The 23,791-nt window shown below is 73.7% G+C and carries 18 protein-coding genes; 8 read left to right on the top strand and 10 right to left on the bottom strand.

Translation table 11 applies throughout. The features are described 5' to 3' along the window. Positions 1 to 166 precede the first annotated feature (166 nt). A complete protein-coding gene (eat, locus tag ACY0MR_RS29135) occupies positions 167 to 1,621 on the top strand; it encodes an ethanolamine permease (RefSeq protein ID WP_388804630.1) in 1,455 nt (484 codons plus the stop codon). Positions 1,622 to 1,705: 84 nt separating this feature from the next. Next, positions 1,706 to 2,473 (top strand): gamma-glutamyl-gamma-aminobutyrate hydrolase family protein, encoded by a 768-nt coding sequence (locus ACY0MR_RS29130; RefSeq protein WP_388804627.1) that lies wholly within the window; start codon positions 1,706 to 1,708, stop codon positions 2,471 to 2,473. Between the two features lie 91 nt (positions 2,474 to 2,564). Here ACY0MR_RS29130 and ACY0MR_RS29125 read toward each other — a convergent pair whose 3' ends face one another. Further along, positions 2,565 to 4,019: a purine-cytosine permease family protein gene (locus ACY0MR_RS29125; protein ID WP_473556225.1), complete on the bottom strand. Its 1,455-nt coding sequence runs from the start codon at positions 4,017 to 4,019 to the stop codon at positions 2,565 to 2,567. A 68-nt stretch (positions 4,020 to 4,087) separates the two neighbouring features. Between ACY0MR_RS29125 and ACY0MR_RS29120 the strand changes: the two genes are divergently transcribed. Continuing rightward, entirely contained in the window at positions 4,088 to 4,738 is a 651-nt protein-coding gene (locus ACY0MR_RS29120) for a TetR/AcrR family transcriptional regulator (protein WP_473556223.1), read from the top strand. A gap of 347 nt (positions 4,739 to 5,085) precedes the next feature. Continuing rightward, positions 5,086 to 6,714 (top strand): amidohydrolase, encoded by a 1,629-nt coding sequence (locus ACY0MR_RS29115; protein WP_473556221.1) that lies wholly within the window; start codon positions 5,086 to 5,088, stop codon positions 6,712 to 6,714. Between the two features lie 427 nt (positions 6,715 to 7,141). On the opposite strand, the gene ACY0MR_RS29110 is transcribed toward ACY0MR_RS29115, so the two are convergent. Next, positions 7,142 to 8,152 (bottom strand): LysR family transcriptional regulator, encoded by a 1,011-nt coding sequence (locus ACY0MR_RS29110; protein ID WP_388804618.1) that lies wholly within the window; start codon positions 8,150 to 8,152, stop codon positions 7,142 to 7,144. A gap of 70 nt (positions 8,153 to 8,222) precedes the next feature. Here ACY0MR_RS29110 and ACY0MR_RS29105 point away from each other — a divergent pair, with 70 nt between their 5' ends. Beyond that, positions 8,223 to 9,395 carry a TDT family transporter gene (locus ACY0MR_RS29105; RefSeq protein WP_473556218.1) on the top strand — a complete coding sequence of 391 codons (1,173 nt, stop codon included), beginning with the start codon at positions 8,223 to 8,225 and terminating at the stop codon, positions 9,393 to 9,395. Here the strand turns inward: ACY0MR_RS29105 and ACY0MR_RS29100 are convergent. The 4 genes from ACY0MR_RS29100 to ACY0MR_RS29085 form a co-directional block, all read right to left on the bottom strand. Beyond that, positions 9,322 to 10,062 carry a helical backbone metal receptor gene (locus ACY0MR_RS29100; protein WP_388804612.1) on the bottom strand — a complete coding sequence of 247 codons (741 nt, stop codon included), beginning with the start codon at positions 10,060 to 10,062 and terminating at the stop codon, positions 9,322 to 9,324. The genes ACY0MR_RS29105 and ACY0MR_RS29100 overlap by 74 nt on opposite strands. Then, positions 10,059 to 10,610 carry a helix-turn-helix domain-containing protein gene (locus ACY0MR_RS29095; RefSeq protein ID WP_473556216.1) on the bottom strand — a complete coding sequence of 184 codons (552 nt, stop codon included), beginning with the start codon at positions 10,608 to 10,610 and terminating at the stop codon, positions 10,059 to 10,061. Before ACY0MR_RS29095 ends, ACY0MR_RS29100 begins: the two co-directional genes overlap by 4 nt. Before the next feature lie 178 nt (positions 10,611 to 10,788). Beyond that, positions 10,789 to 12,585 (bottom strand): ABC transporter permease/substrate binding protein, encoded by a 1,797-nt coding sequence (locus ACY0MR_RS29090; RefSeq protein WP_388804606.1) that lies wholly within the window; start codon positions 12,583 to 12,585, stop codon positions 10,789 to 10,791. Beyond that, entirely contained in the window at positions 12,578 to 13,768 is a 1,191-nt protein-coding gene (locus tag ACY0MR_RS29085) for a quaternary amine ABC transporter ATP-binding protein (protein WP_388804603.1), read from the bottom strand. The genes ACY0MR_RS29090 and ACY0MR_RS29085 overlap by 8 nt, the downstream gene beginning before the upstream one ends. Positions 13,769 to 14,181: 413 nt before the next feature. Here ACY0MR_RS29085 and ACY0MR_RS29080 point away from each other — a divergent pair, with 413 nt between their 5' ends. Beyond that, positions 14,182 to 15,087 (top strand): 5'-3' exonuclease, encoded by a 906-nt coding sequence (locus ACY0MR_RS29080; protein ID WP_361859698.1) that lies wholly within the window; start codon positions 14,182 to 14,184, stop codon positions 15,085 to 15,087. 110 nt (positions 15,088 to 15,197) lie between these two features. Beyond that, positions 15,198 to 16,031: a siderophore-interacting protein gene (locus ACY0MR_RS29075; protein ID WP_388804600.1), complete on the top strand. Its 834-nt coding sequence runs from the start codon at positions 15,198 to 15,200 to the stop codon at positions 16,029 to 16,031. Between the two features lie 227 nt (positions 16,032 to 16,258). On the opposite strand, the gene ACY0MR_RS29070 is transcribed toward ACY0MR_RS29075, so the two are convergent. Next, positions 16,259 to 16,891, bottom strand: coding sequence for a MerR family transcriptional regulator (locus ACY0MR_RS29070; protein WP_361856080.1), 633 nt, complete (start codon positions 16,889 to 16,891; stop codon positions 16,259 to 16,261). 119 nt (positions 16,892 to 17,010) lie between these two features. Here ACY0MR_RS29070 and ACY0MR_RS29065 point away from each other — a divergent pair, with 119 nt between their 5' ends. Beyond that, the gene (locus tag ACY0MR_RS29065; protein ID WP_473556212.1) at positions 17,011 to 18,003 is read left to right on the top strand and encodes a hypothetical protein; all 993 of its coding nucleotides are present in this window, start codon (positions 17,011 to 17,013) and stop codon (positions 18,001 to 18,003) included. An 80-nt stretch (positions 18,004 to 18,083) separates the two neighbouring features. Here ACY0MR_RS29065 and ACY0MR_RS29060 read toward each other — a convergent pair whose 3' ends face one another. From ACY0MR_RS29060 to tatC, 3 genes are all read right to left on the bottom strand, one after another. Beyond that, a complete protein-coding gene (locus ACY0MR_RS29060; protein ID WP_388804591.1) occupies positions 18,084 to 19,547 on the bottom strand; it encodes a cytochrome P450 in 1,464 nt (487 codons plus the stop codon). Between the two features lie 250 nt (positions 19,548 to 19,797). Next, positions 19,798 to 22,626, bottom strand: a complete 2,829-nt coding sequence (locus ACY0MR_RS29055) for a DEAD/DEAH box helicase (RefSeq protein WP_473556209.1) — start codon at positions 22,624 to 22,626, stop codon at positions 19,798 to 19,800. A gap of 192 nt (positions 22,627 to 22,818) precedes the next feature. Beyond that, positions 22,819 to 23,721 (bottom strand): twin-arginine translocase subunit TatC, encoded by a 903-nt coding sequence (gene tatC / locus ACY0MR_RS29050; RefSeq protein WP_473561915.1) that lies wholly within the window; start codon positions 23,719 to 23,721, stop codon positions 22,819 to 22,821. Positions 23,722 to 23,791 lie beyond the last annotated feature (70 nt).

The following is a 23,791-nucleotide window of genomic DNA, read 5'->3' as shown; positions in this document are numbered from 1 at the left end:
GCCCCGGGGTACGCGACCCGGGCGCCCCGGGAGATCCCCGGGTGTACGACCGGGGCGCCCCCGGGTACGTAACCCGAAAGTAACGCACGGGGGTTGCGCTCTCCGGTCGGCACCGCAAAGGTATGGCACCAATCCATTGGGCCCGTTGCGGGGAGCTGACGCTGCCATGACGCTCGAAGACACCACCGGGAGTGCCGGAGGCACCACCCCACCGCAGGACGACTATCTGGAGCGCCGCGCCCTGCGCCGCGGCAGCGCCGGATGGCTGCTGCTCACCGGGCTCGGCGTCGCCTACGTCGTCTCCGGCGACTTCTCCGGCTGGAACATCGGCCTCTCCAAGGGCGGCTTCGGCGGGCTCGCCATCGCCACGGTCCTGATGGGCGCGATGTACGCCTGCCTGGTCTTCGCCCTCGCCGAGCTCTCCGCCATCCTGCCCACCGCCGGCGGCGGCTACGGCTTCGCCCGCCGGGCGCTCGGCACCTGGGGCGGGTTCCTCACCGGCACCGCGATCCTCATCGAGTACATCCTGGCGCCCGCCGCGATCTCCATCTTCATCGGCGACTACGTCGAGTCCCTCGGCCTGTTCGGGCTGGAGTCCGGCTGGCCGGTCTACCTGGTCTGCTTCGCCCTCTTCATCGGCATCCACCTGTGGGGCGTGGGCGAGGCCCTGCGCTTCAGCCTGATCGTGACGGCGATCGCGGTCGCGGCGCTCGTCGTCTTCGCGCTCGGCGCCCTCACCGACTTCCACGTCGACGGGCTGAACGACATCCCGGTCGACGGCGAGGCCTTCGGCGCGAACTCCTGGCTGCCGTTCGGTCTGCTCGGGATCTGGGCCGCGTTCCCCTTCGGCATGTGGTTCTTCCTCGGCGTCGAGGGCGTGCCGCTCGCCGCCGAGGAGGCCAAGGACCCGGTGCGGTCCATGCCGAAGGCCCTCGCGATCTCCATGGGGATCCTGGTGCTGCTCGCCGTGATGACCTTCTTCGCCGCGACCGGGGCGCGCGGCTCGGCCGCCGTCTCCGAGGCCGGCAACCCGCTGGTCGTGGCGCTCCAGGGCGACGGGGACCCGACCGCGCTCAGCCGCTTCGTGAACTACGCGGGCCTCGCCGGCCTGGTCGCCTCCTTCTTCTCCCTCATCTACGCGGGATCGCGCCAGCTCTTCGCCCTCTCCCGCGCGGGCTACCTGCCCCGCTTCCTCTCCCTGACCAGCCGCCGCAAGTCGCCGTACCTCGGGCTCCTCATCCCGGGCGCGATCGGCTTCGCGCTGGCCGCCGGGACCGGGGACGGGGCCCGGATGCTGAACATCGCCGTGTTCGGCGCCACCATCTCGTACGCCCTGATGGCGCTCTCCCACATCGTGCTGCGGCGCCGAGAGCCGGGGCTGCACCGGCCGTACCGCACGCCCGGCGGGATCGTCACCTCGTCGGTGGCCTTCGTCCTGGCCCTGTCGGCCCTCGTCGCGACGTTCCTGGTGGACCGGACCGCGGCGTTCATGGCCGTCGGGGTGTACGCGATCGCCCTCGCCTACTTCGCGTTCTACAGTCGACACCATCTGGTGGCCCGGGCGCCCGAGGAGGAGTTCGCGGCACTCGCGGCCGCCGAGGCCGAACTCGCACGCGACTGACCCCCTACCGCCCCTCTCCCCCGTCCGCCCCTCTCCCCCGACCGCCCCGCACTCCCGCAGTCCCGTACTCCCGGAGGACGTTCCGTGTCCAAGCCGCTCATCGGCGTGACCACCTATCTGGACCAGGCCCGCTGGGGCGTGTGGGACATGCGGGCCGCGCTGCTCCCCGCTCCGTACCCCCGGCTCGTCCAGGAGAGCGGGGGGATCGCGGTGATGCTGCCGCCGGACGCGCCGGAGGCCGCGGCGGCGGTCGTGGCCCGGCTCGACGGCCTGGTGGTCGCGGGCGGGGCGGACGTGGAACCCGTGCGGTACGGGGCCGAGCCCGACCCGCGCACCGGTCCGCCGGCCCGGGAGCGGGACGCCTGGGAGCTCGCCCTGATCGACGCGGCCCTCGCGTCCGGGACCCCGCTGCTCGGCATCTGCCGGGGCATGCAGCTCCTGAACGTGGCCCGCGGCGGGACGCTGGTGCAGCACCTGGACGGGCACGTCGAGGCGGTCGGGGTGATCGGCCGCCACCCGGTGAAGCCGGTGCCGGGGAGCCGGTACGCCGCCCTGGTGCCCGAGCTCGCCGAGGTCCCGACCTACCACCACCAGGCGGTGGACCGGCTCGGCGCCGGACTCGCGGCCTCGGCCCACGCGGAGGACGGCACCGTCGAGGCGGTCGAGCTGGCCGCCCCGGCCTGGGCCCTGGGCGTCCAGTGGCACCCGGAGATGGGCGAGGACCTGCGGGTGATGCGCGGACTCGTCGAAGCGGCGGCCCGCGCGGCGGCCGGCCCGACCCCGACGGCCCCGGCCCCCCGGGGGCCGGTGGCGTCCGAGGGCCAGGCCGGGGCGGGCGCCGGGGCGCCCTGAGCCGGGTCCGGTCTCCGGGCGTCGCCGGGCACGGGCCGCCGCCGCGCGTCCGGGGCGTCCGCCCGTCCGGGGCGGGAGGGGAGGTGTCCGGTCACCCCCCGGCCCGGGCGTCGCGCAGGGTGCGGTCCTTCCGCATGAGGAGCGCGTAGAGCGCGGCGGCGACGCCCATGCCGGCGGGGAGGGAGAGGTCGATCCCGCCGAGGGCGGCGGCGACCGGTCCCGTGTAGAGGGTGTCGACGCAGAGGGCCGCCGCGGTGACACCGGCGACGAGTGCGAGGGCGCCGGCCGGGTTGACGCCCCCGGTGTACCAGAAGGGGCTGCCGGGGGTCTCGTCGGAGAGCGCGGGGCCGTCGTAGCGGCACCGGCGCAGCAGGACGTCGGTCGCGTAGATCGCCATGAGGGGGCCGATCAGGACGGTGATCACCTGGAGGGCGTTGCTGACGGTGTCGAGGAAGTTGGAGACCAGCAGCCCGTAGAGGGTGAGGGCGACGGCGACGGCCCCGTCGAACAGGACGCTGACGGAGCGTCGGACGCGCAGGCCGACGGCCTGGAGCGCGAGTCCCGCGCTGTAGGCGGTCAGGGCGTTGATGGCGATGGTGCCGAGGACCAGGGCGAGCAGGAAGAGCGGGACGAACCAGCCGGGCAGGATCTCCTGGAGCGCGGTCTGCGGGTCGGTCATGTCGACGGCGGTGGCGGCGAAGGCCCCGAGCGAGCAGACGACGACGCTGGGAAGGAACGCGCCGAGCGCGGTCCAGCCGGCGACGGCCCGCTTCGATGCGGTGCGGGGCAGGTAGCGGGAGAAGTCGGCGCTCGTGGTGTACGAGAGCGGGCCCGAGGCGATCATCGTGGTGCCGGCGAGCAGCAGGGCCCAGAGCCCGGCCCCGCGGGCCGGCTCGGCGGGGGTGTACGAGAAGTCGGCGTGCCGCAGGACCGCGAAGGCGACGACCGTGAAGGCCCCGGCGAGGACCAGGGTGATCGGCAGGTACAGCCGGATGATCAGGGCGTGCCCGTAGACGCTGATGATCAGCGTGAGCGCGGCGATGACCACGATGACGGCCACCTCGACGGGGGTGCCCGCCGTGATGCCGGCCTTCTCGACGAGCGCGAAGGCGGCGGTGGCCGCGGCGGCCAGGTTGAGGGCGAAGTAGCAGACGGAGACCAGCCAGCCGCCCACCGCGTTGTTCACGCGGTTGCCGAGGACGCCGTACACGGCCCGGGTGATGACCTCGCTGGGTGCGCCGGCGGCCGGGCCGGAGGTGGCGAGGAGGCCGGGCAGCACCCAGAGCAGGTTGCCCACGACGATTACGCCGACGGCCTGCCAGAGGCTCAGGCCCATCAGGACGAGGGCGCCGCCGATGACCAGGCTCAGGTAGTTGACGTTCGCGGCCGCCCAGACGGAGAAGAGCTCGCGGGGGTGTCCGTGGCGCTCGGAGTCGGGGATGTGGTCGATGCCGTGGGCCTCGATCCGGCCGGGCCGGTCGGCGTCCGGCGGAGCGACCGATGCGGCCCGGGAGCCCGGGAGCGGGTCGGGGATCGTGGAAGTCATGCGGCCCTCCGGTGCGTGGGGTGCCCACCTGGTTGCTTATTGGTCGCACACTCAATAGCATCGCGGTTATGTCGTCAAGCGTCCAGCGCAAGAGAGTGCGGAAAACCCCGGAAGCCCGGCGGGCGGAGATCGTGGAGACCGCCGCCCGGGTGGCCCTGACCGAGGGGCTGGAGTGCGTCACCCTCCGGCGGATCGCCGAGGAGCTCGCCGTCCGACCGGGGCTGATCAGCCATTACTTCCCCTCGGCGGAGGATCTGGTGGGCGAGGCGTTCAGCGTGGCCGCCACCGGCGAGCTCGACTCCCTGCTGCCCGCGGAGCGGCCGCACGGGACCCCCACGCAGTACCTCGCGCGCTACTTCGCCCTCTCCGCGGGCGAGGAGTACGACGACATCAGCCGCCTGTGGATCAACGCCCGGCACCTGAGCCGCTACCGCCCGGTCCTGCGCGACCGGGTCACCGAGCAGGAGATGGCCTCCGACGACCGCCTGGAGGAGCTGATCCGCGAGGGCGTCGAGCGGGGCGAGTTCCGCACGGACGACCCGCGCGCCACCGCCATCCAGATCCTGGTGGTGCTCGACGGCCTCGGCGCCCACGCCAACAGCGACCGGACCGACCGGCCGGCGGCGGTGACCCGCATGCCGCTCACGACCGCCGAACGCGAACTGGGGCTGCCGCACGGCGCGCTGTCCGACGTCCCGCCGCCGGGGGAACCCGCCTGACGTCACCGGCGGTCGGCCGGGCGTATCCGGCCGACCGCACCCGCGGCCGCACCCGGCCCGGCACCGGGGGCCGGCCCTGGCCCGCCGACGGCACGCGGCGTCCGGCGACGGCATCCGGCGACGGCCGCGTACCGCCACGCGGCGCCGGGAGGCGGCCCGTCCACCGGACCGCGGCCGGGAGGACCGGCGTGCCGAGGGGGCCTCCCCCGCGTGCCCGCCGCCGAACCCGGGGCCGACCCGTACGCCGGGCCGCCCCGCCGTCCCGGACCCGACCATCACCCCCACACCTCCCCGCGCCTCCCCGCACCCACCCTCACCCCCTCCCCCGTCCCTCCCTGGAGCCACCCGTGCGCATCCGACTCGCCCTGCTCTCCGCCCGCCTGCTCGACCCCGGCACGGGGACGTTCCTGCCCGACACCGCGCTGGCCGTCGCCGACGACGGACGGATCGCCGCCCTCGGCGACGACCGCGACATCCGCGCGCTCGCCGGGCCCGGCACCACCGTCGTGGACCTCAAGGGCGCCGTCGTCACCCCCGGGCTCGTCGACGGGCACGTGCACCCCGTGACCGGCGCCGAGCTGACCCACGGCCTCGACCTGTCGTACTGCTCCGACCTCGACGACGTACGGGAGGCCCTGGCCCGCGAGGTCCGGAACCTCGGCCGGGGCGACTGGCTCTTCGGCTGGGGCCTCGACCCGAACGTCTTCGGCGACCACCCCGTCGGCATCGCCCCCTTCGACGCCGTCCTCGACGGCATCCCCGCGTTCCTGCTGCTCTTCGACGCCCACTCGGCGCTCGCCAGCCGCCGCGCCCTGGAACTCGCCGGGGTCGACGGGCCCCGCGCCTTCGCCCAGGCCTCCGCCGAGGTCGTCTGCGACGCCTCCGGCCGACCGACCGGACTGCTCCAGGAGGACGCCGCCTGCGAGCTCGTCGAGCGGGTCGCCCCGCGCCCGACGGCCGGGGAGAGCCGCGAGCGGCTGGCCGCGGCCCTGCGGTCCATGGCCGCGGCCGGACTCACCGGCGGCCACGTCATGGACGCGAACGGCGACAGCCTCGCCCTGTACGGGGAGCTCGACGCGGCCGGCGACCTGGCGCTCCGCCTGCGGGTGGCGCCCTGGTGCCAGCCCGGCACGGACGAGGACGGCGTACGGGACCTCGTCGCCGGGCAGGGAGTCGGCGGCGCGCTCTGGCGGGTCGCGGGCGTGAAGCTCTTCATGGACGGCACCATCGACAACGGCACCGCGTGGCTGGAGAAGCCCGACTGCCACGGGGAGTCCACGCACGCGTTCTGGCCGGACCCCGAGGCGTACACCCGCATCATCGGCGAGCTGCACCGGGCCGGGGTCGCGACCGCGACCCACGCCATCGGCGACGCGGCCGTGCGGCACGCGCTCGACGCCGTCGAGAAGGCGCGGGCCGGCGAGCGGGGCACGGTGCGGCACCGGGTCGAGCACATCGAGACCGTCCCGGACGACACCCTGCGCCGCTTCGCGGAGCTGGAGGTGATCGCCTCCATGCAGCCCACCCACTGCTGCGACTTCACCCGCGCCGACCACACCGACAACTGGTCGCGCCGCCTCGGCGAGGAGCGCGCCTCGCGCGCGTGGCGCTGCCGGGACCTGGTCGACTCGGGAGCCGCGGTGGTCCTCGGCTCCGACTGGCCGATCGCCCCCTTCCCGCCGCTCGGCGTCATGGCCGGCGCACGGCACCGGCGCCCGGGCCGCGACCTCGGCAGCCCGCCGCACGGCCCCGAGCAGGCCCTGACCGCGCTGGAGGCGCTGCGCGGCATGACGACGGCGGCGGCGTACGCGGCGGGCGAGGAGCACGAGGCGGGACGGCTCGCGCTCGGCTTCCGCGCCGACCTCACGGTCTTCGCGGACAGCCCGCTGACGACCCCGGCGACGGACCTGCCCGACCTCCCGGTCCTGCTGACGGTCCTGGACGGACGGATCACGCACCGGGCCGCGGGGGTCTGACAGAGCGCACGACGGCGGGCGGGGCTGCGAGCCCGGGGCCTGGGGCGCGGCACCGGGCTGCGGGGCCCGGGTGCGGGGCCCGGGTGCGGGGCCCGGGTGCGGGGCCGGGCTGCGGGCCCGGGGTGCGGAGCCGGGCTGCGGGCCCGGGGTGCGGGGCCCGGGCCTCCCTCGGGGCCCGAGCCGCGGCCCGGCCATCGTGCCGGTGCGCCTTCCGGGAGCACTCGGGAGCGGGCCTCTCGACCGGCCTCCCAGCGCCGCCCGGACCGGCGCGAGCCCGCCCAGCGAGGCCCGGCCCCCGCCCGCGGCACCGCCTTCCGGACGTCGACGCCTCCCGAGTGTCGACGCCTTCCGGGCGGGAACGCCCCGGAGCAGGCCTCTCGACCGGCCTCCCAGCGCCGCCCGGACCGGCGCGGGCCCGCCCCGCCGTTCAGCCCGTGGGGCGGGCCCGGGTCAGGGACAGGAGGTCGCGGGCCGGGCCCGTCGGGCGGTGGCCGGACGGCCAGACCGCGCGGAGGTCGCGGCGCAGCCGGGCCCCCTCCACCGGGATGGCGACCAGCCGCCGCGAGGCCAGTTCCTCGGCGACCGCGAGTTCGCTGAGGACGGCCGGCCCCGCCCCGCTGACCGCCGCGGCCTTGACCGCCGTCGTCGAGGCGAGTTCGAGCAGCGGCTGCGCGAGGCCGCCGTGGCCCGAGAGGGCCGCGTCGAGCACCTGCCGGGTGCCCGAGCCGCGTTCCCGCAGGACCAGCGGGGTGGCGGCGAGCTCCGCCGGGTCCAGCGGGCCGCGGCGGCGGGCCCAGGGGTGCGAGGGCGCGGCCACGATGACCAGCCGGTCGTGCGCGACGACGACCCCGTCGAGGCCGTCCGGCACCGCGAGGCCCTCCACGAAGCCCATGTCCGCCTCGTTCGCGAGCAGCCGCTCCGCGACGACCGCCGAGTTCCCCGCCTGGAGCGACACCGCCGTGCCCGGGCGTTCGGCGCGCAGCGCGATCAGCCAGCCGGGCAGCAGGTACTCGGCGATCGTCATCGACGCGGCCACCCGCAGCCGGGAGTCCCGCCTCCCCCGCAGCGCCTGCGCGCCCGCGTCGAAGGCCTCGGCCGCCTCCACGATGCGCCGCGCCCAGTCGGTGACGAGCGCGCCCGCGTCCGTGAGCCGCGAACCGCGCGGCGAACGGTCGACCAGGGCCACCCCGAGCTGCCGCTCCATCGACCGGATCCGGCTGCTGGCCGCGGGCTGGGTGATGCCGACCTCCCGCGCGGCCGCGCCGAGGCTCCCGTGCCGCGCGACGGCGAGGAGCAGTTCCAGCGCCCCGAGGTCCGGGACCCGGTGATGGAGCTGGGCCCGGCCCCCGGAGCCGTACGCCTCGGTCCGGCGCCCGCCCGCCTGCTGCTCCTCGTGCCGCTCCCCGCGGTGCTCGCGGTGCTCCCCGTTGCTGGCCATAAAGCCAGCTTATGACGTCATAGCCGCATGATCCCTGGTGGGGCCGGGGCGATCGGACGACGGTGGGGTCATGGCAAGCCTCGCACCTCCGCTCCCCGCCGTCCGCGCCACCACCCCCGGCGCCCGGCCGGACGCCTCACCGGCCCGCTCCGTCCGCCACCTCGGACCCAACTGGTACGCCGCCGTGATGGGGACGGCGATCGTGGCCAGTGCGGGCGCGGGACTCCCCGTCGACCTCCCCGGCCTCCGCACGGCCTGCGCGGCGGTCTGGGCGCTGTCCCTCGCGATGCTGCTCGCCCTGGTCGCCGCCCGCACCGCGCACTGGGTCCACCACCGCGACCAGGCCCGCGCCCACCTCCTGGACCCGGCCGTGGCACCGTTCTACGGCTGTCTGTCGATGGCGCTGCTCGCGGTCGGCGGCGGCGCCGTGATCGTGGGCCGGGACTGGATCGGGCTGCCCGCAGCCGTCGCGCTGGACGCCGTCCTGTTCACCGTCGGCACGGTCGTCGGGCTGGCCGCCGCCGTCGGCATCCCGTACCTCATGGTCGCGCACCACCGGATCGAGGGCGCGTCCCCGGTGTGGCTGCTCCCGGTCGTCGCCCCCATGGTCTCCGCCGCGCTCGGCCCGCTGCTGGTGCCCCACCTGCCCGCGGGCCAGGCCCAGGAGACCCTGCTCCTCGCCTGCTGGGCGATGTTCGGCCTCAGCCTCCTCGCGACCCTGGTCATGCTGCCGCTGGTGTTCGGCCGGCTGGTGACGGGCGGCCCGCTGCCCCTCGCGCTCACCCCCACCCTCTTCCTCGTCCTCGGCCCGCTCGGCCAGTCGACGACCGCCGCGAACAAGTTCGCCGACGTCGCCCCGGGCGTGCTCCCCGCCCCGTACGCGCACGGCTTCGCGTCCTTCGCCGTCCTCTACGGCGTGCCCGTGACGGGTTTCGCCCTGCTGTGGCTGGCGCTCGCCGGCGCGCTGGTGCTGCGGGCACGGCGGCGCGGGATGGGCTTCGCGATGACCTTCTGGGCGTTCACGTTCCCCGTCGGGACCTGTGTGACCGGCGCCGAGGGGCTCGCGCAGCACACCGGTCTGGCCGCGTTCCGGTGGCTCGCGATCGGCCTGTACGTGTTCCTCGTCGCGGCGTGGCTGGTGGCCGGGACCCACACGGTCCGCGGTCTGCTCAGCGGCGCGCTGCCCGCAGGGCCCGCTCCAGCACCCGCGGCGCCTCGACGAGGGACGGGCCGTACCAGGTGAGGTGACGTCCGTCGACGAGCGCGGCGGCGGTCCCGGGGAAGGCCTCGGGGCCGTCGTCGGGCGTGAAGCGGTACGGCTCGTCGGGCAGGACGAGGAGGTCGGGCGCGGCGGCGCGGAGCTCGTCGAGCGGCAGCCGGGGGTAGCGCTCGGGGTGGTCGGCGTACAGGTTGCGGACGCCGAGGCGGGCCAGCAGGTCGCCGGCGAAGGTGTCCCGGCCGAGGACCATCCAGGGGCGCCGCCAGATCGGCACCACGGCCGTGCACTCCCTCTCGGGGGCGACCGCGGCCCAGGCCGCCTCGGCGTCGTCGAGCCAGCGGGGTCGGCGGGGCGCGCCGCACGCGGCGAGGACCCGCTCCAGCTCGCTGAAGCCCTCGTCGAGGGTGCGGATGTCGGTGACCAGGACGTCGAGCCCGGCGGCCCGGAGTTCGGCGAGGTCGGCGGCCCGGTTCTCCTCCTCGTTGGCGAGGACGAGGTCGGGGCGGAGGCCGGCGATGGCGTGGACGTCGGGGTTCTTGGTCCCGCCGATCCGCGCCGCGCCGAGGCCCGCCGGGTGGCTGCACCAGTCCGTGGCCCCGACGACCAGGCCGGGCGCGGTGACGGCGACGGCCTCGGTCAGGGACGGCACCAGGGAGACGACCCTGGCGACCGTGCCGCGGCCGGCGCTCACTCCTCCTCGGCCTCGACGTGCTCGGCGACGGCGACGACGAGGAGCCGGGTGCCGGCCTCCGTGGCGCGCCAGCGGTGCCGGACCCCGCCCGAGAGGTAGAGGGTGTCGCCGCGCCCGAGGCGGTACGCGCGTCCCTCCGCCTCGACCTCGGCGGCTCCGTCGGCCACGTACAGCAGTTCGTCGTTGCGGTGCTGGAACTCGCGTCCCGCGTCCTGCTCGCCGGTGAACTCCAGGGCGTGCAGCTGGTGCCGGCCGCGGACGATCGCCCGGACGCCGGGCGGGAGGGCGGGGGAGGGCTCGTCCGCCCGGACGACGTCGACGGTGCGGGAGGCCTCGGCGGCGGCCAGGAGTTCGGCCGCGGTGGTCTCCAGGGCGTCGGCGACGAGCCCGAGGGAGCGGGAGCTGGGGCGGGCCCGGTCGTTCTCGACCTGGCTGAGGAAGGGCACGGACAGTCCGCTGCGCGAGGAGACGACGGCCAGCGTCAGCTGGAGCGCTCTGCGTCGCCTCTTGACGGCCGCGCCCACGCGGGGTGATTCCTTCTCGTCCATGTCGGCCCCCTCCCTCGTGCCTCGTGCGTACCCGTACCGGGCGGTTACCTGAACCTTACGCAGCTTTGGGGCGGGGTTTCGCGTCGTGACGAAAAGGGGTGGCCGCCGAACACGTTCGGCGACCACCCCTTTTCGGACAGGTACCGTTCACCTGTCTCCGCCGGGAGGCGGCCGCGGTCTACTGCGGCGTGAGCTTCTCGGCGAGGCCCGGGTTGTCGTCCAGCCAGGTGCGGACGGCCTCCTGCTCCTTGCCCTTGCCGGTCTTCTGGATGACGGCTTCGAGGTCGGTGAGCTGCTTCTCGGTGAGCTCGAAGTTCTTCAGCCAGGCTCCGACCTCGGGGTTCTCGGCGGAGAATCCCTTGCGGGCCAGGGTGTGGACGCCGTCGCCCTTGCCCCAGGAGCCCTTGGGGTCGGCGAGCTTCTTCAGGTCGTGGGCGGAGTAGGCCCAGTGCGGCGACCAGAGCGTCACCACGACCGGTTCCTTGCGCTCGTAGGCGCGCTTCAGCTCGGCGAGCATGCCGGGCGTGGAGCCGTCGACGACCTTGTACTCGCCCTGGAGGCCGTACTCCTTGAGGACCTTGTCCTTGAGGATGCCCATCATGCCGGCGCTGGGCTCGATGCCGACGATCCGGCCCTTGAACTGCCCGGACTTGCCCTTGAGGTCGGCGAGCGAGTCGACGCCCTTCACGTACGAGGGGACGGAGAGCTCCAGGGAGGTGGGGCCGTACCAGGAGCCGAGGTCCTCCAGCTTGTTCTTGTACTTCTCCCAGTACTGGGCGTGGGTGACGGGCAGCCAGGAGTCGGTCTGGAAGTCGAGCTGGCCGCCGGCCAGGCCGGTGTAGAGCGCGCCGGCCTCCAGCTGCTTGGTGTCGACCTCGTACCCGCGGCGCTCCAGGAGCTCCTTCCAGAGGAAGGTGGAGGCGATGCCCTCGTCCCAGGGGATGTAGCCGATGCTGACCTTCTTGCCGTTTCCGGCGGTGGCCGAGCCCGCTCCGTGGCCGCCGAGGATGCCGGTGCCGCCGGCGACGAGGGCGAGGACGACGACGCCGACGAGCGCGGTGACGGGCTGGGGGCGGTGGGCCCACAGCTTGGCCCCGGGGCGCTTGGCGGAGAGCGCGGCGCGGGCCTTGGCTGCGGCGCGGCGGCCGAGCGGGGAGACCTGGCGGCCGAGGGCGCCGGTCATCCGGTCGAGGTACATGGCGAGGACGACGATGGAGACGCCGGCCTCGAAGCCGAGGCCGATGTCGACGTTGCCGATGGCGCGGTAGACGGCGCCGCCGAGCCCGCCGCCGCCGACCATGCCGGCGATGACGACCATGGACAGGCCGAGCATGATGACCTGGTTGACGCCCGCCATGATCGTCGGCAGGGCCAGCGGCAGCTGCACGCGCAGCAGGGTGTTGCGGGGCGTGGTGCCGAACGCCTCGGCGGCCTCGACGAGTTCGCCGTCGACCTGCCGGATGCCCAGCTCGGTCATGCGGACGCCCGGCGGCAGCGCGAAGACGATGGTGGCGATGATGCCGGGAACGACGCCGACGCCGAAGAAGATGATGCCGGGGATGAGGTACACCATGGCCGGCATGGTCTGCATGAAGTCGAGGACCGGCCGGAGCACGGCGCTGACGTGCTTCGAGCGGGCCGCCCAGATGCCGAGCGGTACGGCGATCACGAGGGTGACCAGCGTCGCGACGAGGACGAGCGAGAGCGTCGCCATGGCCTCGTCCCACAGCTGGACCGAGTCGACGAGCACGAATCCGCCGAAGGCGAGCACACCGGCGGCGAGCCCGCGCAGCCACCAGGCGACGACGGCGAGGATGCCGGCGAAGATCAGGGGCTGGGGCGCGGAGAGGACGGCGTCGATGCCGTCGTAGAGGCCGGTGACGCCGCCGCTGACGGCGTCGAAGAGCCAGGAGAACTGGGACTGGAGCCAGTCGACGGAGCTGTCGACCCAGTCGCCGAGGGGAAGCCTAGGCACGGGCGGTCAGCTCCTTCTGCGTGCGGGTGGCGGCCGCGGTGTCGTCCGCGTCGCCCTCGGGGCCGGCGGGCACGTCGTCCGCGGCGCCGCGGGGCGTACGGCCGGAGGCGGCGGGGTCACCGGCGGACGTGCCGTCCGGGTGGTCGGCGTCCCGGGCGCCCAGTCCGCCCATCACGGCGAGCAGCCGCTCCGCCGGTACGACTCCGAGGACGGCGCCGTCGGAATCCTTCACGGTCACGGGGTGTGGGGCGCGGGCGGCCACGGCGCACAGGTCGGCGACGAGCGTGTCCGGTCCGACGGGCCGGCAGGGGCAGTCGTCGGGGCACTCGGCGGGGGTGGCGCCCGCCGTCATCACGGCGGAGGCGGTGAGCACCCGGGAGCGGTCGACGTCCTGGATGAAGGAGGCGACGTAGTCGTCGGCGGGGCGGACCAGGATGTCCTCGGCGGTGCCGAGCTGCACGATCCGGCCGTCGCGCATGACGGCGATCCGGTCGCCGAGGCGCATCGCCTCGTTCAGGTCGTGGGTGATGAAGACGATGGTCTTCTTCAGCCGCTGCTGGAGGACGAGGAGCTGGTCCTGCATGTCGCGGCGGATCAGCGGGTCGAGGGCGCTGAAGGACTCGTCCATGAGGAGCAGGTCGGCGTCGGTCGCGAGGGCGCGGGCCAGGCCGACGCGCTGCTGCATGCCGCCGGAGAGCTCGTCGGGCCAGGACTTCTCCCAGCCGGCGAGGCCGCAGAGTTCCAGGGCCTCGGCGGCCCGGGACTCGCGCTCGGCACGCGCGACACCCTGGACCTCCAGGCCGTACGCGGCGTTCTCCAGGACGTTCCGGTGCGGGAACAGCGCGAAGTGCTGGAACACCATGCTGATCTTGGTGGAGCGCACCGCGCGCAGCTCGCGGGGCGACAGCGCGGTGAGGTCCCGCCCGTCGAAGAGGACCCGGCCGGCGGTGGGCTCCAGCAGGCCGTTCAGCATGCGGAGGAGGGTCGACTTGCCGGACCCGGAGAGGCCCATCACGACGAAGATCTGGCCGGGCTCCACGACGAAGCCCGCGTCCACGACGGCCGCCGTCGTCCCCTCGGCCCGCAGCTCCTCCCGGTCGGCGCCGGCGGCGAGCCTGCGGACGGCTTCCTCGGGTCGTCTGCCGAACACCTTGAACAGGTGATCTGCCTGGAGCCTTGACACATGAACCTCACGGGTAGCAACGAAAAACGGCCCCTGCCACCCCCGCGCGGTAGGGCCGTGGAGCGGGCGGGATCGGCCCGCGGGCCCGTCGCGTACGGGGATCCTTTCGTTGAATCCCGTACCGGGTTCCGCTCCGGGCTCGCGCCTGCCCGGGCCCCGAAGAGTGCAAACGCAAAGGTGACGGGGGTCACGCGAGGGGATCCGGAACCGCGGACGGCGCGCGGGCGTCCGCGAGGGGGACACCGACAGGTGCGGGCGGACGGAGCGTTCGGACGGCGACGGTGAGCGGGCCGGGGCCGAGGGGCGCCCGCCCCCTGCCGGTGAACCCCCGCTGCCCCGGCGGGCGGACGCACGCGTCCCCCGACCCCGCGGGCGCCCCGAGGCCTAGGATCACGCAGGTGACTCAACGCCTGATGCTCCTGGACACCGCCAGCCTCTACTTCCGCGCCTACTTCGGCGTGCCGGACTCCGTCCGCGCCCCCGACGGCTCGCCCGTGAACGCGGTGCGCGGTCTCCTCGACTTCATCACCCGGCTCGTGCAGGACCACCGGCCGGACGAGCTCGTGGCCTGCTGGGACGACGACTGGCGCCCCCAGTGGCGGGTCGACCTGATCCCCTCGTACAAGGCGCACCGGGTGGCCGAGGAGACGGAGACCGGGCCGGACGAGGAGGAGATCCCGGACACCCTGTCCCCGCAGGTGCCGGTGATCGAGGACGTCCTGGCCGCGCTCGGCATCGCCCGGATCGGGGCCGCCGGCTACGAGGCGGACGACGTGATCGGGACCCTCGCGGGCCGCGCCCCCGGGCCGGTGGACATCGTCACGGGCGACCGGGACCTCTTCCAGCTGGTGGACGACGCCCGGGGCGTACGCGTCCTGTACCCGCGCAAGGGCGTCGGCGACTGCGACCTGGTGGACGCGGAGTTCATCGGCACCAAGTACGGGGTGCGCCCCGACCAGTACGCGGACTTCGCGGCGCTGCGCGGCGACGCCAGCGACGGTCTCCCCGGCGTGAAGGGCATCGGCGAGAAGACGGCGGCGCAGCTGGTCACGGAGTACGGAGACCTGGCGGGCGTGCGGGCGGCGGCCGAGGACCGTACGTCGAAGCTGACGCCGGCCAAGCGGCGCGGCATCGTGGAGGCGGCCGCGTACCTGGACGTCGCCCCGACGGTGGTCCGCGTCGCCGGGGACGTACCGCTGCCGGAGTTCGACGCGACTCTCCCGAAGGCACCCCGCGACCCGGCGGCCCTCGACGCCCTCGCGAAGCGCTGGGGCCTGGGCGGGGCGGTCGGCCGCCTGCTCCCGGTCCTGGCACGCTGACGGAAACCGGCCGCACTGGGGCGACCACGCCCCGGGGTGCTAGCTTAGGCATACCTAAGTAACCCGGCGCCGCATCGGCGTCGCGCCATGTCGAGTCAGGAGAGCCACCCGTGGCGGAGCAGCCCCGCAAGGCACCGAAGGCCACCGAAGCGCGCGTGGTCCGCACCGAACGCATCACCCCGCACATGGTGCGGGTCGTCCTGGGCGGCCCCGGCCTCGACGCCTTCGAGGTCGGCACGTACACCGACCACTACGTGAAGCTGCTCTTCGCCCCCGAGGGCGTCGCCTATCCGGAGCCGTTCGACATGGACCGGATCCGGGCGGAATTCCCCCGGGAGGAGTGGCCGACGACGCGTACGTACACCGTGCGGGCGTGGGACCCGGTCCACCGCGAGCTGACCGTCGACTTCGTCGTGCACGGCGACGAGGGGCTCGCGGGCCCCTGGGCGGCCCGGGCGCGGGCCGGCGAGACGGTGCGCTTCCTCGGCCCCGGCGGCGGCTACGCGCCGGACCCGGCGGCGGACTGGCACCTGCTCGCGGGCGACGAGAGCGCGCTGCCGGCGATCGCGGCGGCCCTGGAGCGGCTTCCCTCGGGCGCCCGGGTGCACGCGTTCGTGGAGATCCCGGACGGCGCCGAGGAGCAGAAGTTCGCGACGGAGGACGGCATCGAGGTCACCTGGCTGCACCGCGGCGACCGCCCGGTGGGCGCGGCGCTCGTCGAGGCCGTGCAGGGACTGGACTTCCCGGCGGGCGACGTGCACGCCTTCGTCCACGGCGAGGCGGGCTTCGTGAAGGACCTCCGCCGCCATCTGCGCCTGGACCGCGGGGTTCCGCGCGAGCGGCTGTCGATCTCGGGCTACTGGCGCCTGGGCAAGTCGGACGAGGCCTGGCGCGCGATCAAGCGCGAGTGGAACGACCAGGTGGAGCGCGAGCAGGAGAACTGAGGCACGGAGCCGGCAGGCCGGCTCACCGTGCGAGCGGGGCCCGGGGGCAGAACCCCCGGGCCCCGCGCCGTTCGCACCCGCGACTCCCGAACGCGGCCGGCCGGGAGCGCCCGGCGCCGCCCGACCCGCGCCAGGCGGGGCCAGGCCGGGCCAGGGCTACCCCAGCGCACCGCACCGCACCGCACCGCACCGGAGAGGCGCGTGCCCCTCCCCCGGCCGGACTCCCGCTAGGTCGCCTCTCCGAACATGCGGTCCGAGGTGTCGGTGTGGACCATCCTCCGGAGCGCGGAGAAGATCGCGTCGCCGATGACCGTGCCGACGACCACGCTCTCCACCAGTTCCTCGCGCGCCACGTTGCCCGCGACGTAGTCGAGGTCCGTCCGCGCCACCCGCTCCGCCGCGTCCGCGTACGTGTCCAGGACCTGCACGAACGCGCCGTGTCCGGCCTCGTCGACGGCGGCCAGGGCCACCGCGAGCGCCTCGGACGCGGGATTGCCGGGGTCGACCCGCCAGCCGCGCGCGGCGATCAGCGCCGCGACCCGCTTCCGCGCCTCCTCGATCCCGGCGTGCGGTTCGCGGTCGTAGCGCGGCACCAGGCCCGAGGCCACCGTGCCCAGCATCATGTGCACCGAGCGGTCGGGGTCGTCGACCGCGACGATCACCTCGCGGATCGCCGCCACCGACAGACCTCCCACATCGAGGAGCGCCCGGATCAGGCGGAGGCGCTGCACGTGCGTCTCTCCGTACGAGGCCTGGTTGGGGCTCGTCAGTTCCCCGGCCGGCAACAGTCCCTCCCGTACGTAGAACTTGATCGTCGGGATGGACACCCCGGTCCTGCGACTCAACTCTCCGATGCGCAAAGCGCGTTCACCTCTCTGATCCCGCTTCGGCCTTGCCGAAGCGACTCCCCATCATAGATAGTGGCGCTATCAGATAGTGGCTAGTGCCACTATCCATACTTTCCCACGGGGGGATTCGTATGTCCTTATCGCCCACCGCCGCACCGGCACGGCTCCACCGGCCGCTCGTCTGGTTCGCCGCCTCCATGGGCGTATTCGCCCTCGTCTCCGCCGTCGGCATCGCCGTCGACGACCGCGTCCTGGTCGGCGTACCGATCTGGACCAAGCCGTTCAAGTTCTCCGTCTCGTTCGTCGCGTACGCGCTCTCGCTCGCCTGGATGCTGACCCTGCTCCCCCGGGGCCGCCGGGTCGGCTGGTGGGCCGGCACCGTGGTGACCGCCGCGAGCGCCGCCGAGATGGTGCTCATCACCCTCCAGGTCGTCCGGGGCGAGCGGAGTCACTTCAACCAGGCGACGCCCTTCGACAACACCGTCTTCCAACTCATGGGCGCCACCGTCCTCGTGCTGTGGCTGGGCGCGCTGGCCATCGCCGTCCTCCTGCTGCGCGCCAGGATCCTCGACCGGGCGACGGCCTGGGCCGTCCGGCTGTCCTCGCTGATCGCCCTGGCGGGCGCGGCCGTGGGCTTCCTGATGGTCAGTCCGACACCGGAGCAGCAGGCGGTCGACGGTTCGCCGATCGTGGGCGCCCACTCCGTCGGCGTACCGGACGGGGGCCCGTCGATGCCCGTGACCGGCTGGGCGAGCGACGGCGGCGACCTGCGCATCCCGCATTTCGTCGGCATGCACGCGCTCCAGGTGCTGCCACTGCTCCTGCTCGTCCTCGCCGCGCTCGCCCCGCGCTTCACCCGTCTCGCCGACGAACGCGTGCGCCTCCGCCTCACCCTGACGGCCGCCGCCGCGTACACGGCGACCTTCGTCCTGCTCACCTGGCAGGCGCTGCGCGGCCAGGCGCTGCTCGCCCCGGACGGCGCGACGGTGGCGGCCGCGGGGGCGATCGTCCTGCTGACCGCGGCCTCCGCGACCCTCTCCCTCCTACCGCCCCTCCACCGGCCCGTGATCGCCGACCTCACTCGGCACACGACCGCCGCCCATCGGTCAGTCCGTGATCGCTGACCGTCGGCTCCGTGATCGCCGTCCTCGGACCGACCGAGGACGGCGCCCTCCCGGGTTCAGCCTCGGGTTCAGCCCCGGGTTCAGCCCCGTGCCCGTACCGTCGCCAGGACGTCCCGGTCCGGCTGGAGTGTGAGGCTGGGGACCGGGAGGACCTCCTCGGTGGTGACGTCCACGTCGTAGCGGCGGGCCAGGACCGCGAGGATCAGGACCGCTTCGACGAGGGCGAAGCGGGTGCCGAGGCAGACGCGGGGACCGCCGCCGAAGGGGAACCACGCGTATTCGGGTATCTCCTCGGCGGGCTGTCCGTCCCGTTCGATCCAGCGCTCGGGGCGGAAGGCCTCCGCGTCGCCGTACCAGCGGGGGTCGCGCTGGGTGGCCCACTGGCTGGACCAGACACGGGTTCCGACGGGGACGGGCTTGCCACCGAGGGTGGCGCCCTCCTTCGCGAGGCCGGTGAGCAGCCAGATCGTGGGGTAGAGCCGGAGGGTCTCCTTGATGACCGCCTGGGTGTAGGTGAGGGAGGCGTAGTCGTCGTATCCGGGTTCGTGGTCGGCGAGGACCCGGTCGAGTTCCTCGGTGAGGGCGGCCCGGACGTGGGGGTTGCGGGAGAGCAGGTACCAGGTCCAGACGAGGGTGGAGCTGGTGGTCTCGTGGCCGCCGATGTAGAGGGTGACGGTCTCGTCGCGGATCTCCTGGTCGGAGAGGGGTGCGCCGGTCTCGTCGCGGGCGGCGAGGAGGCGGCTGAGGAGGTCGGGGCGTTCGGTGTCGCCGTCGCGGTGGCGGGAGACGACGCGGGCGACCTCGGCGTCGATGACGGCGGTGGCGCGCTTGATGCGGGCGCGTCCGGGGGTGGGCAGCCAGTCGGGGAGGATCGCGCCGATGCCGCTGAACTCGGCGCCGATCTCCTTCTGCGCGACGTCCATGGCCTGTCCGATGGCGTCGGCGTCGGCGGCGGTGTCGACGCCGAAGATCGTGCGGACGGCGACGAGTTGGGTGAGGGCGGCCATCTCCTTCTTGATGTCGATGTGCGCGCCGTCGGACCAGCGGTCGGCGAGGGCCACGGCGCATTCGGACATGGTGGCGGCGTAGGAGCGGACCTGCTTCGGGCGCACGGAGGGTTGCACGAGGGAGCGCTTGCGGCGCCAGTCGGCTCCCTTGGAGACGATGACGCCGTTCCCGAGAAGGGTGCGGAAGGCGATGCCGAGGTCGGGCTGGTCGAAGGTCCGCTCGACCTCGGTGAGGAGTTCGCCGACGGTGTCGGGGTGGGCGATGAAGAGGGAGGGCTTGCGGCCGAAGCGCCAGCGGACGATGTCGCCGCGGTCCCGGAGTTGTTCGAAGAAGGCCAGTGGGTCCTTCCCGAAGGCGGGCAGGCTGCCGAGGAGGGGGATGCCGCGGGGGCCGTCGACGACAACCGGAACCGCGGCCGGTGGTTCGTGCGGAGTCTCCGCCCGCGTCTGCGGCGGATGCTGCTCGCCGTGCTTCCCGGTGGGCGGCCGCCCTTCGTCCCGGGCCCCCGTGTGCGAATGACCGGCTTGCGTGGTCATGAACGTCCCCTCCCCAACTGGCCTTTCCTGCTTGTGAGTCCATGCAATCGGAACGGCCGGGCGGGCGCCACCCCTGTGGACGACGGCCTGTGGACGACGGGGGGGTCCACCGGTTCGGTATGACCATCGGACATGCGGAGACCGGGCAGCCGTGAACGATCGAGGGCCGGGAGAACGGGAGAAACGGAAAGGCCGAGTGCCCGCGGCGTGGTCGCCACGGGCACTCGGCCTGCAGGGTGGAAGCGGGTCGTCAGCCCACCGAGCTGTAGGCGACGACTCCGCGCAGCAGTGCGTCGACGGCCTTGCGGGCGTTCCTGGCGACGGTGCTGTTCTCCTTGGGTGCCGCCGCCGCGATCTGTCCGAGGACGTCGATGACCTGCTTGCACCAGCGGACGAAGTCACCGGCGGGCATCTCGGCCTCGCGGAGCACCTCGTCGAGGCTCTTGTCGGAGGCCCACTGGTAGGCGGCCCAGGCGAATCCGAGGTCGGGTTCGCGCTGGCCGACGCCCTCCGCCTGGTTGATCTTGAATTCCTCTTCGAGGGCGTCGAGGCGGCCCCAGATCCGCACCATCTCGCCGAGTGCCGCCTTGGCGTTGCCCGCGGGCAGCTTGGGTGCGACGGCGTCGTCGGACTGACGTGCCTCGAACACCAGCGCCGAGACGCAGGCGGCGAGTTCGGCCGGGGTCAGGCCCTCCCAGACGCGGTCGCGGAGGCATTCGCTGGCGAGGAGGTCGAGTTCGCCGTAGAGCCGGGCGAGCCGCTTGCCGTTCTCCGTGACCTCGTTGCCGCGCAGGTAGTCGAGTTCGGTGAGGAGCGCGACGATCCGGTCGAAGGTGCGCGCGATGGTGTTGGTGCGGCCCTCGATGCGCCGCTCCAGCTGCTGGGTGTCGCGCTGGAGGCGGTGGTAGCGCTCGGCCCAGCGGGCGTGGTCCTCGCGCTCGTCGCAGCCGTGGCAGGGGTGGGCGCGGATCTCGGTGCGCAGCCGGGCGATCTCGCGGTCGTCGGCGGCGGCGGAGCGCTGCTTGTGGTGGCGCTCGGGGTTGATGTGTCCGGCCTTGCTGCGCAGGGCGGAGGCGAGGTCGCGGCGGGACTGCGGGGAGCGGGGGTTGAAGGACTTGGGGATCCTCATCCGCTCCAGTGCCTCGACCGGGACGGGGAAGTCGATGGAGGCGAGCCTCTTGACCTGTCGTTCGGCGGTGAGGACGAGGGGGCGGGGGCCGTCGTGGTGCTCGAAGCCGCGGTGGTTGTTGGTGCGGCCGGCGGGGATGCCGGGGTCGAGGACGAGGGCGAGTCCGGCGAACTTGCCGGTGGGGACGTGGATGACGTCGCCGGGCTTGAGCTTCTCCAGGGATCCGGCGGCCTGGGCGCGGCGCTGGGCGGCGCCCTGGCGGGCCAGTTCGGTCTCGCGGTCCTTGAGGTCGCGGCGGAGTCGCGCGTACTCCTCGAAGTCTCCGAGGTGGCAGGTCATGCCTTCCCGGTAGCCTTCGAGGCCCTCTTCGTTCTTCTGGACCTGTCGGGAGATGCCGACGACGGAGCGGTCGGCCTGGAACTGGGCGAAGGACGTTTCGAGGAGTTCGCGGGAGCGGTGCCGGCCGAAGCCCTCGACGAGGTTGACCGCCATGTTGTAGGAGGGCTTGAAGCTGGAGCGCAGCGGGTAGGTGCGCGTGCCGGCGAGGCCGGCGAGGTGGTCGGGGTCGAGGCCGCGCTGCCAGAGGACGACGGCGTGGCCTTCGACGTCGATGCCGCGGCGGCCGGCGCGGCCGGTGAGCTGGGTGTACTCGCCGGGGGTGATGTCGGCGTGCTGCTCGCCGTTCCACTTGACGAGCTTCTCCAGGATGACGGTGCGCGCGGGCATGTTGATGCCGAGGGCGAGCGTCTCGGTGGCGAAGACGGCTTTGACGAGGCCCTTGACGAAGAGGTCCTCGACGACTTCCTTGAAGGTGGGGAGCATGCCGGCGTGGTGGGCGGCGATGCCGCGCTCCAGTGCTTCGAGCCATTCGTAGTAGCCGAGGACGTGGAGGTCCTCGGTGGGGATGGCGGCGGTGCGCTCCTCGACGATCTCTCGGACGCGGCGGCGTCCGTCGTCGTCGTTGAGGCGGAGTCCGGCGTAGAGGCACTGCTGGACGGCGGCCTCGCAGCCGGCGCGGCTGAAGATGAAGGTGATGGCGGGCAGGAGTCCTTCGGCGTCGAGGCGCTCGATGACCTCGGGGCGGCCGGGGGTCCAGATGCGGGAGCGCTGGCGGCGCTCGCGCTCGCGGTCGGCCTCGCGGACCATCTTGCCGCGGCGCCGGTCGCGCGGGTTGTACGTGCGCGTGTTCTCGGTGCGGGCGAGGCGCTGGAGGTCGGGGTTGACCTCGCGGCGGGAGGCGCCGCGGCCGCCGTGGTCGGTCTCCTCCTCGAAGAGGTCGTACATCCGGCGTCCGGCGAGGACGTGCTGCCAGAGGGGGACGGGGCGGCTTTCGGAGACGATGACCTCGGTGTCGCCGCGGACGGTGTCGAGCCAGTCGCCGAACTCCTCGGCGTTGGAGACGGTCGCGGAGAGTGAGACGAGGGTGACCGATTCGGGGAGGTGGATGATCACTTCCTCCCAGACGGCGCCGCGGAAGCGGTCGGAGAGGTAGTGGACCTCGTCCATGACCACGTAGCCGAGGCCTGAGAGGGCCTGGGATCCCGCGTAGAGCATGTTGCGGAGGACTTCGGTGGTCATGACCACGATCGGCGCGTCGCCGTTGACGCTGTTGTCCCCGGTGAGGAGGCCGACCTTGTCGTTGCCGTAGCGCTTGACGAGGTCGGCGTACTTCTGGTTGGAGAGCGCCTTGATCGGGGTCGTGTAGAAGCACTTGCGGCCCTGGTTCAGGGCGAGGTGGACGGCGAACTCGCCGACGATGGTCTTGCCGGAGCCCGTGGGCGCGGCGACGAGCACGCCCTTGCCCGCTTCGAGGGCCTGGCATGCCTCGATCTGGAAGGGGTCCAGGCCGAACTCGTACATCTCGCGGAAGGGGGCCAGCGCGGTGGCCGCATCGGCGTTGCGGGCGCGGGCGGCCGCGTACGCCTCGGCTGGTGTGAGGTCCTCTGTCATCTTGTTCTCGAGCCTACCCGTCGCCTGTGACAGTGACGCGATCTTTATCGAGGGGATGTGGAGGGCCGGGTTCCGGGCCTTGCGGATGCGCCGCCGTCCCGGCGGGAACGCGAGGACCCCGCCGCGGGGCCGCGGCGGGGTCGTCTGTTCCGGACGGTGTCCGGAGGGGCGTGCGGGTGTGCGGGGGCGGCGTCAGGTGATGTCGTCGTACCCGTTGGCGCGGTGGACGCCGGCGCCGCCGGGTTCGCCGGTGGCCTGCTCGGGCAGGGCCCGGGCGGCGCCGACCGGTTCGATCGCGCCGACGGACTCGGGGCGGAGGTCCAGCACAGATGCCTCGTCGTCGTCGAGCTCGGCGTCGGGGTCGTCGCGCCTGCGCCGCCGGTCGTTGAGGAGGGCGAAGCCGACGGCACCGAAGTACAGGACGGTGACGGGTCCCGCGAGGGCGATCATGCCGACGGGGTCGGTGGTCGGGGTGATGACGGCACCGAAGACGAAGACGCCCATGATCACGCCGCGCCACCAGCCGGCCATCCGGCGGCCGGTGAGGACGCCGGTGAGGTTGAGCATGACCAGGACGAGCGGCAGCTCGAAGGCGAGCCCGAAGACGAGCACCATGCGCAGGGTGAAGTCGAGGACGTCAGCGAGCGAGAGGAGGTTCTGGGCCCCGTCGGGCGTGAGGCTGATGAGGACCTTCACGCTGATGGGGAGGATCTTGTACGCGAGGTAGGCACCGGCCGCGAACAGCGGGACGGCCGCGCCGACGAAGGCGTACGTGTACTTCTTCTCGCTCTTGTGCAGCCCGGGCGCGATGAAGGCCCACAGCTGGTAGAGCCACACGGGGCTCGCGACGACCAGGCCCACGGTCAGGGAGATCTGGATCGTCGTACTGAACGGAGCCGTCAGCGTGGCGAAGGTGACCTCGGCGCAGTTGCCGCCGCTGCTCTTGACGCCCGGTGGGCACTTGGGCACCGACTTCTGCAGGAACTGCAGCAGCTCCTCGCTGTACACGAGGGCGACGATCGTCACCGCGACGATGGCGAGGAGACCCTTCGCCAGTCGGTTGCGGAGTTCACGCAGGTGCTCCACGAGGGGCATCCGGCCCTCGGGGTCTTTGTCCTGCTTGCGGGCAGACTTGGGCAACCCACGTCCTCATCTCATGCGGCAG

It is taken from the genome of Streptomyces sp. JN8 (genome assembly GCF_055808075.1).
The sequence above is the reverse complement of the archived record's forward strand: the minus strand, read 5'-3'. Positions and strand labels throughout refer to the sequence as shown.

Excerpts from the sequence above, each read along its gene's own strand:
- ACY0MR_RS29110 (WP_388804618.1), bottom strand. The coding sequence starts at position 8,152 with ATGGCCAGCAACGGGGAGCACCGCGAGCACCGCGGGGAGCGGCACGAG.
- ACY0MR_RS29120 (WP_473556223.1), top strand. The coding sequence starts at position 4,088 with ATGTCGTCAAGCGTCCAGCGCAAGAGAGTGCGGAAAACCCCGGAAGCC.
- tatC (WP_473561915.1), bottom strand. The coding sequence starts at position 23,721 with ATGCCCCTCGTGGAGCACCTGCGTGAACTCCGCAACCGACTGGCGAAG.
- ACY0MR_RS29095 (WP_473556216.1), bottom strand. The coding sequence starts at position 10,610 with ATGGACGAGAAGGAATCACCCCGCGTGGGCGCGGCCGTCAAGAGGCGA.
- ACY0MR_RS29060 (WP_388804591.1), bottom strand. The coding sequence starts at position 19,547 with ATGACCACGCAAGCCGGTCATTCGCACACGGGGGCCCGGGACGAAGGG.
- ACY0MR_RS29080 (WP_361859698.1), top strand. The coding sequence starts at position 14,182 with ATGCTCCTGGACACCGCCAGCCTCTACTTCCGCGCCTACTTCGGCGTG.
- ACY0MR_RS29105 (WP_473556218.1), top strand. The coding sequence starts at position 8,223 with ATGGCAAGCCTCGCACCTCCGCTCCCCGCCGTCCGCGCCACCACCCCC.
- ACY0MR_RS29125 (WP_473556225.1), bottom strand. The coding sequence starts at position 4,019 with ATGACTTCCACGATCCCCGACCCGCTCCCGGGCTCCCGGGCCGCATCG.
- ACY0MR_RS29065 (WP_473556212.1), top strand. The coding sequence starts at position 17,011 with ATGTCCTTATCGCCCACCGCCGCACCGGCACGGCTCCACCGGCCGCTC.
- ACY0MR_RS29055 (WP_473556209.1), bottom strand. The coding sequence starts at position 22,626 with ATGACAGAGGACCTCACACCAGCCGAGGCGTACGCGGCCGCCCGCGCC.
- eat (WP_388804630.1), top strand. The coding sequence starts at position 167 with ATGACGCTCGAAGACACCACCGGGAGTGCCGGAGGCACCACCCCACCG.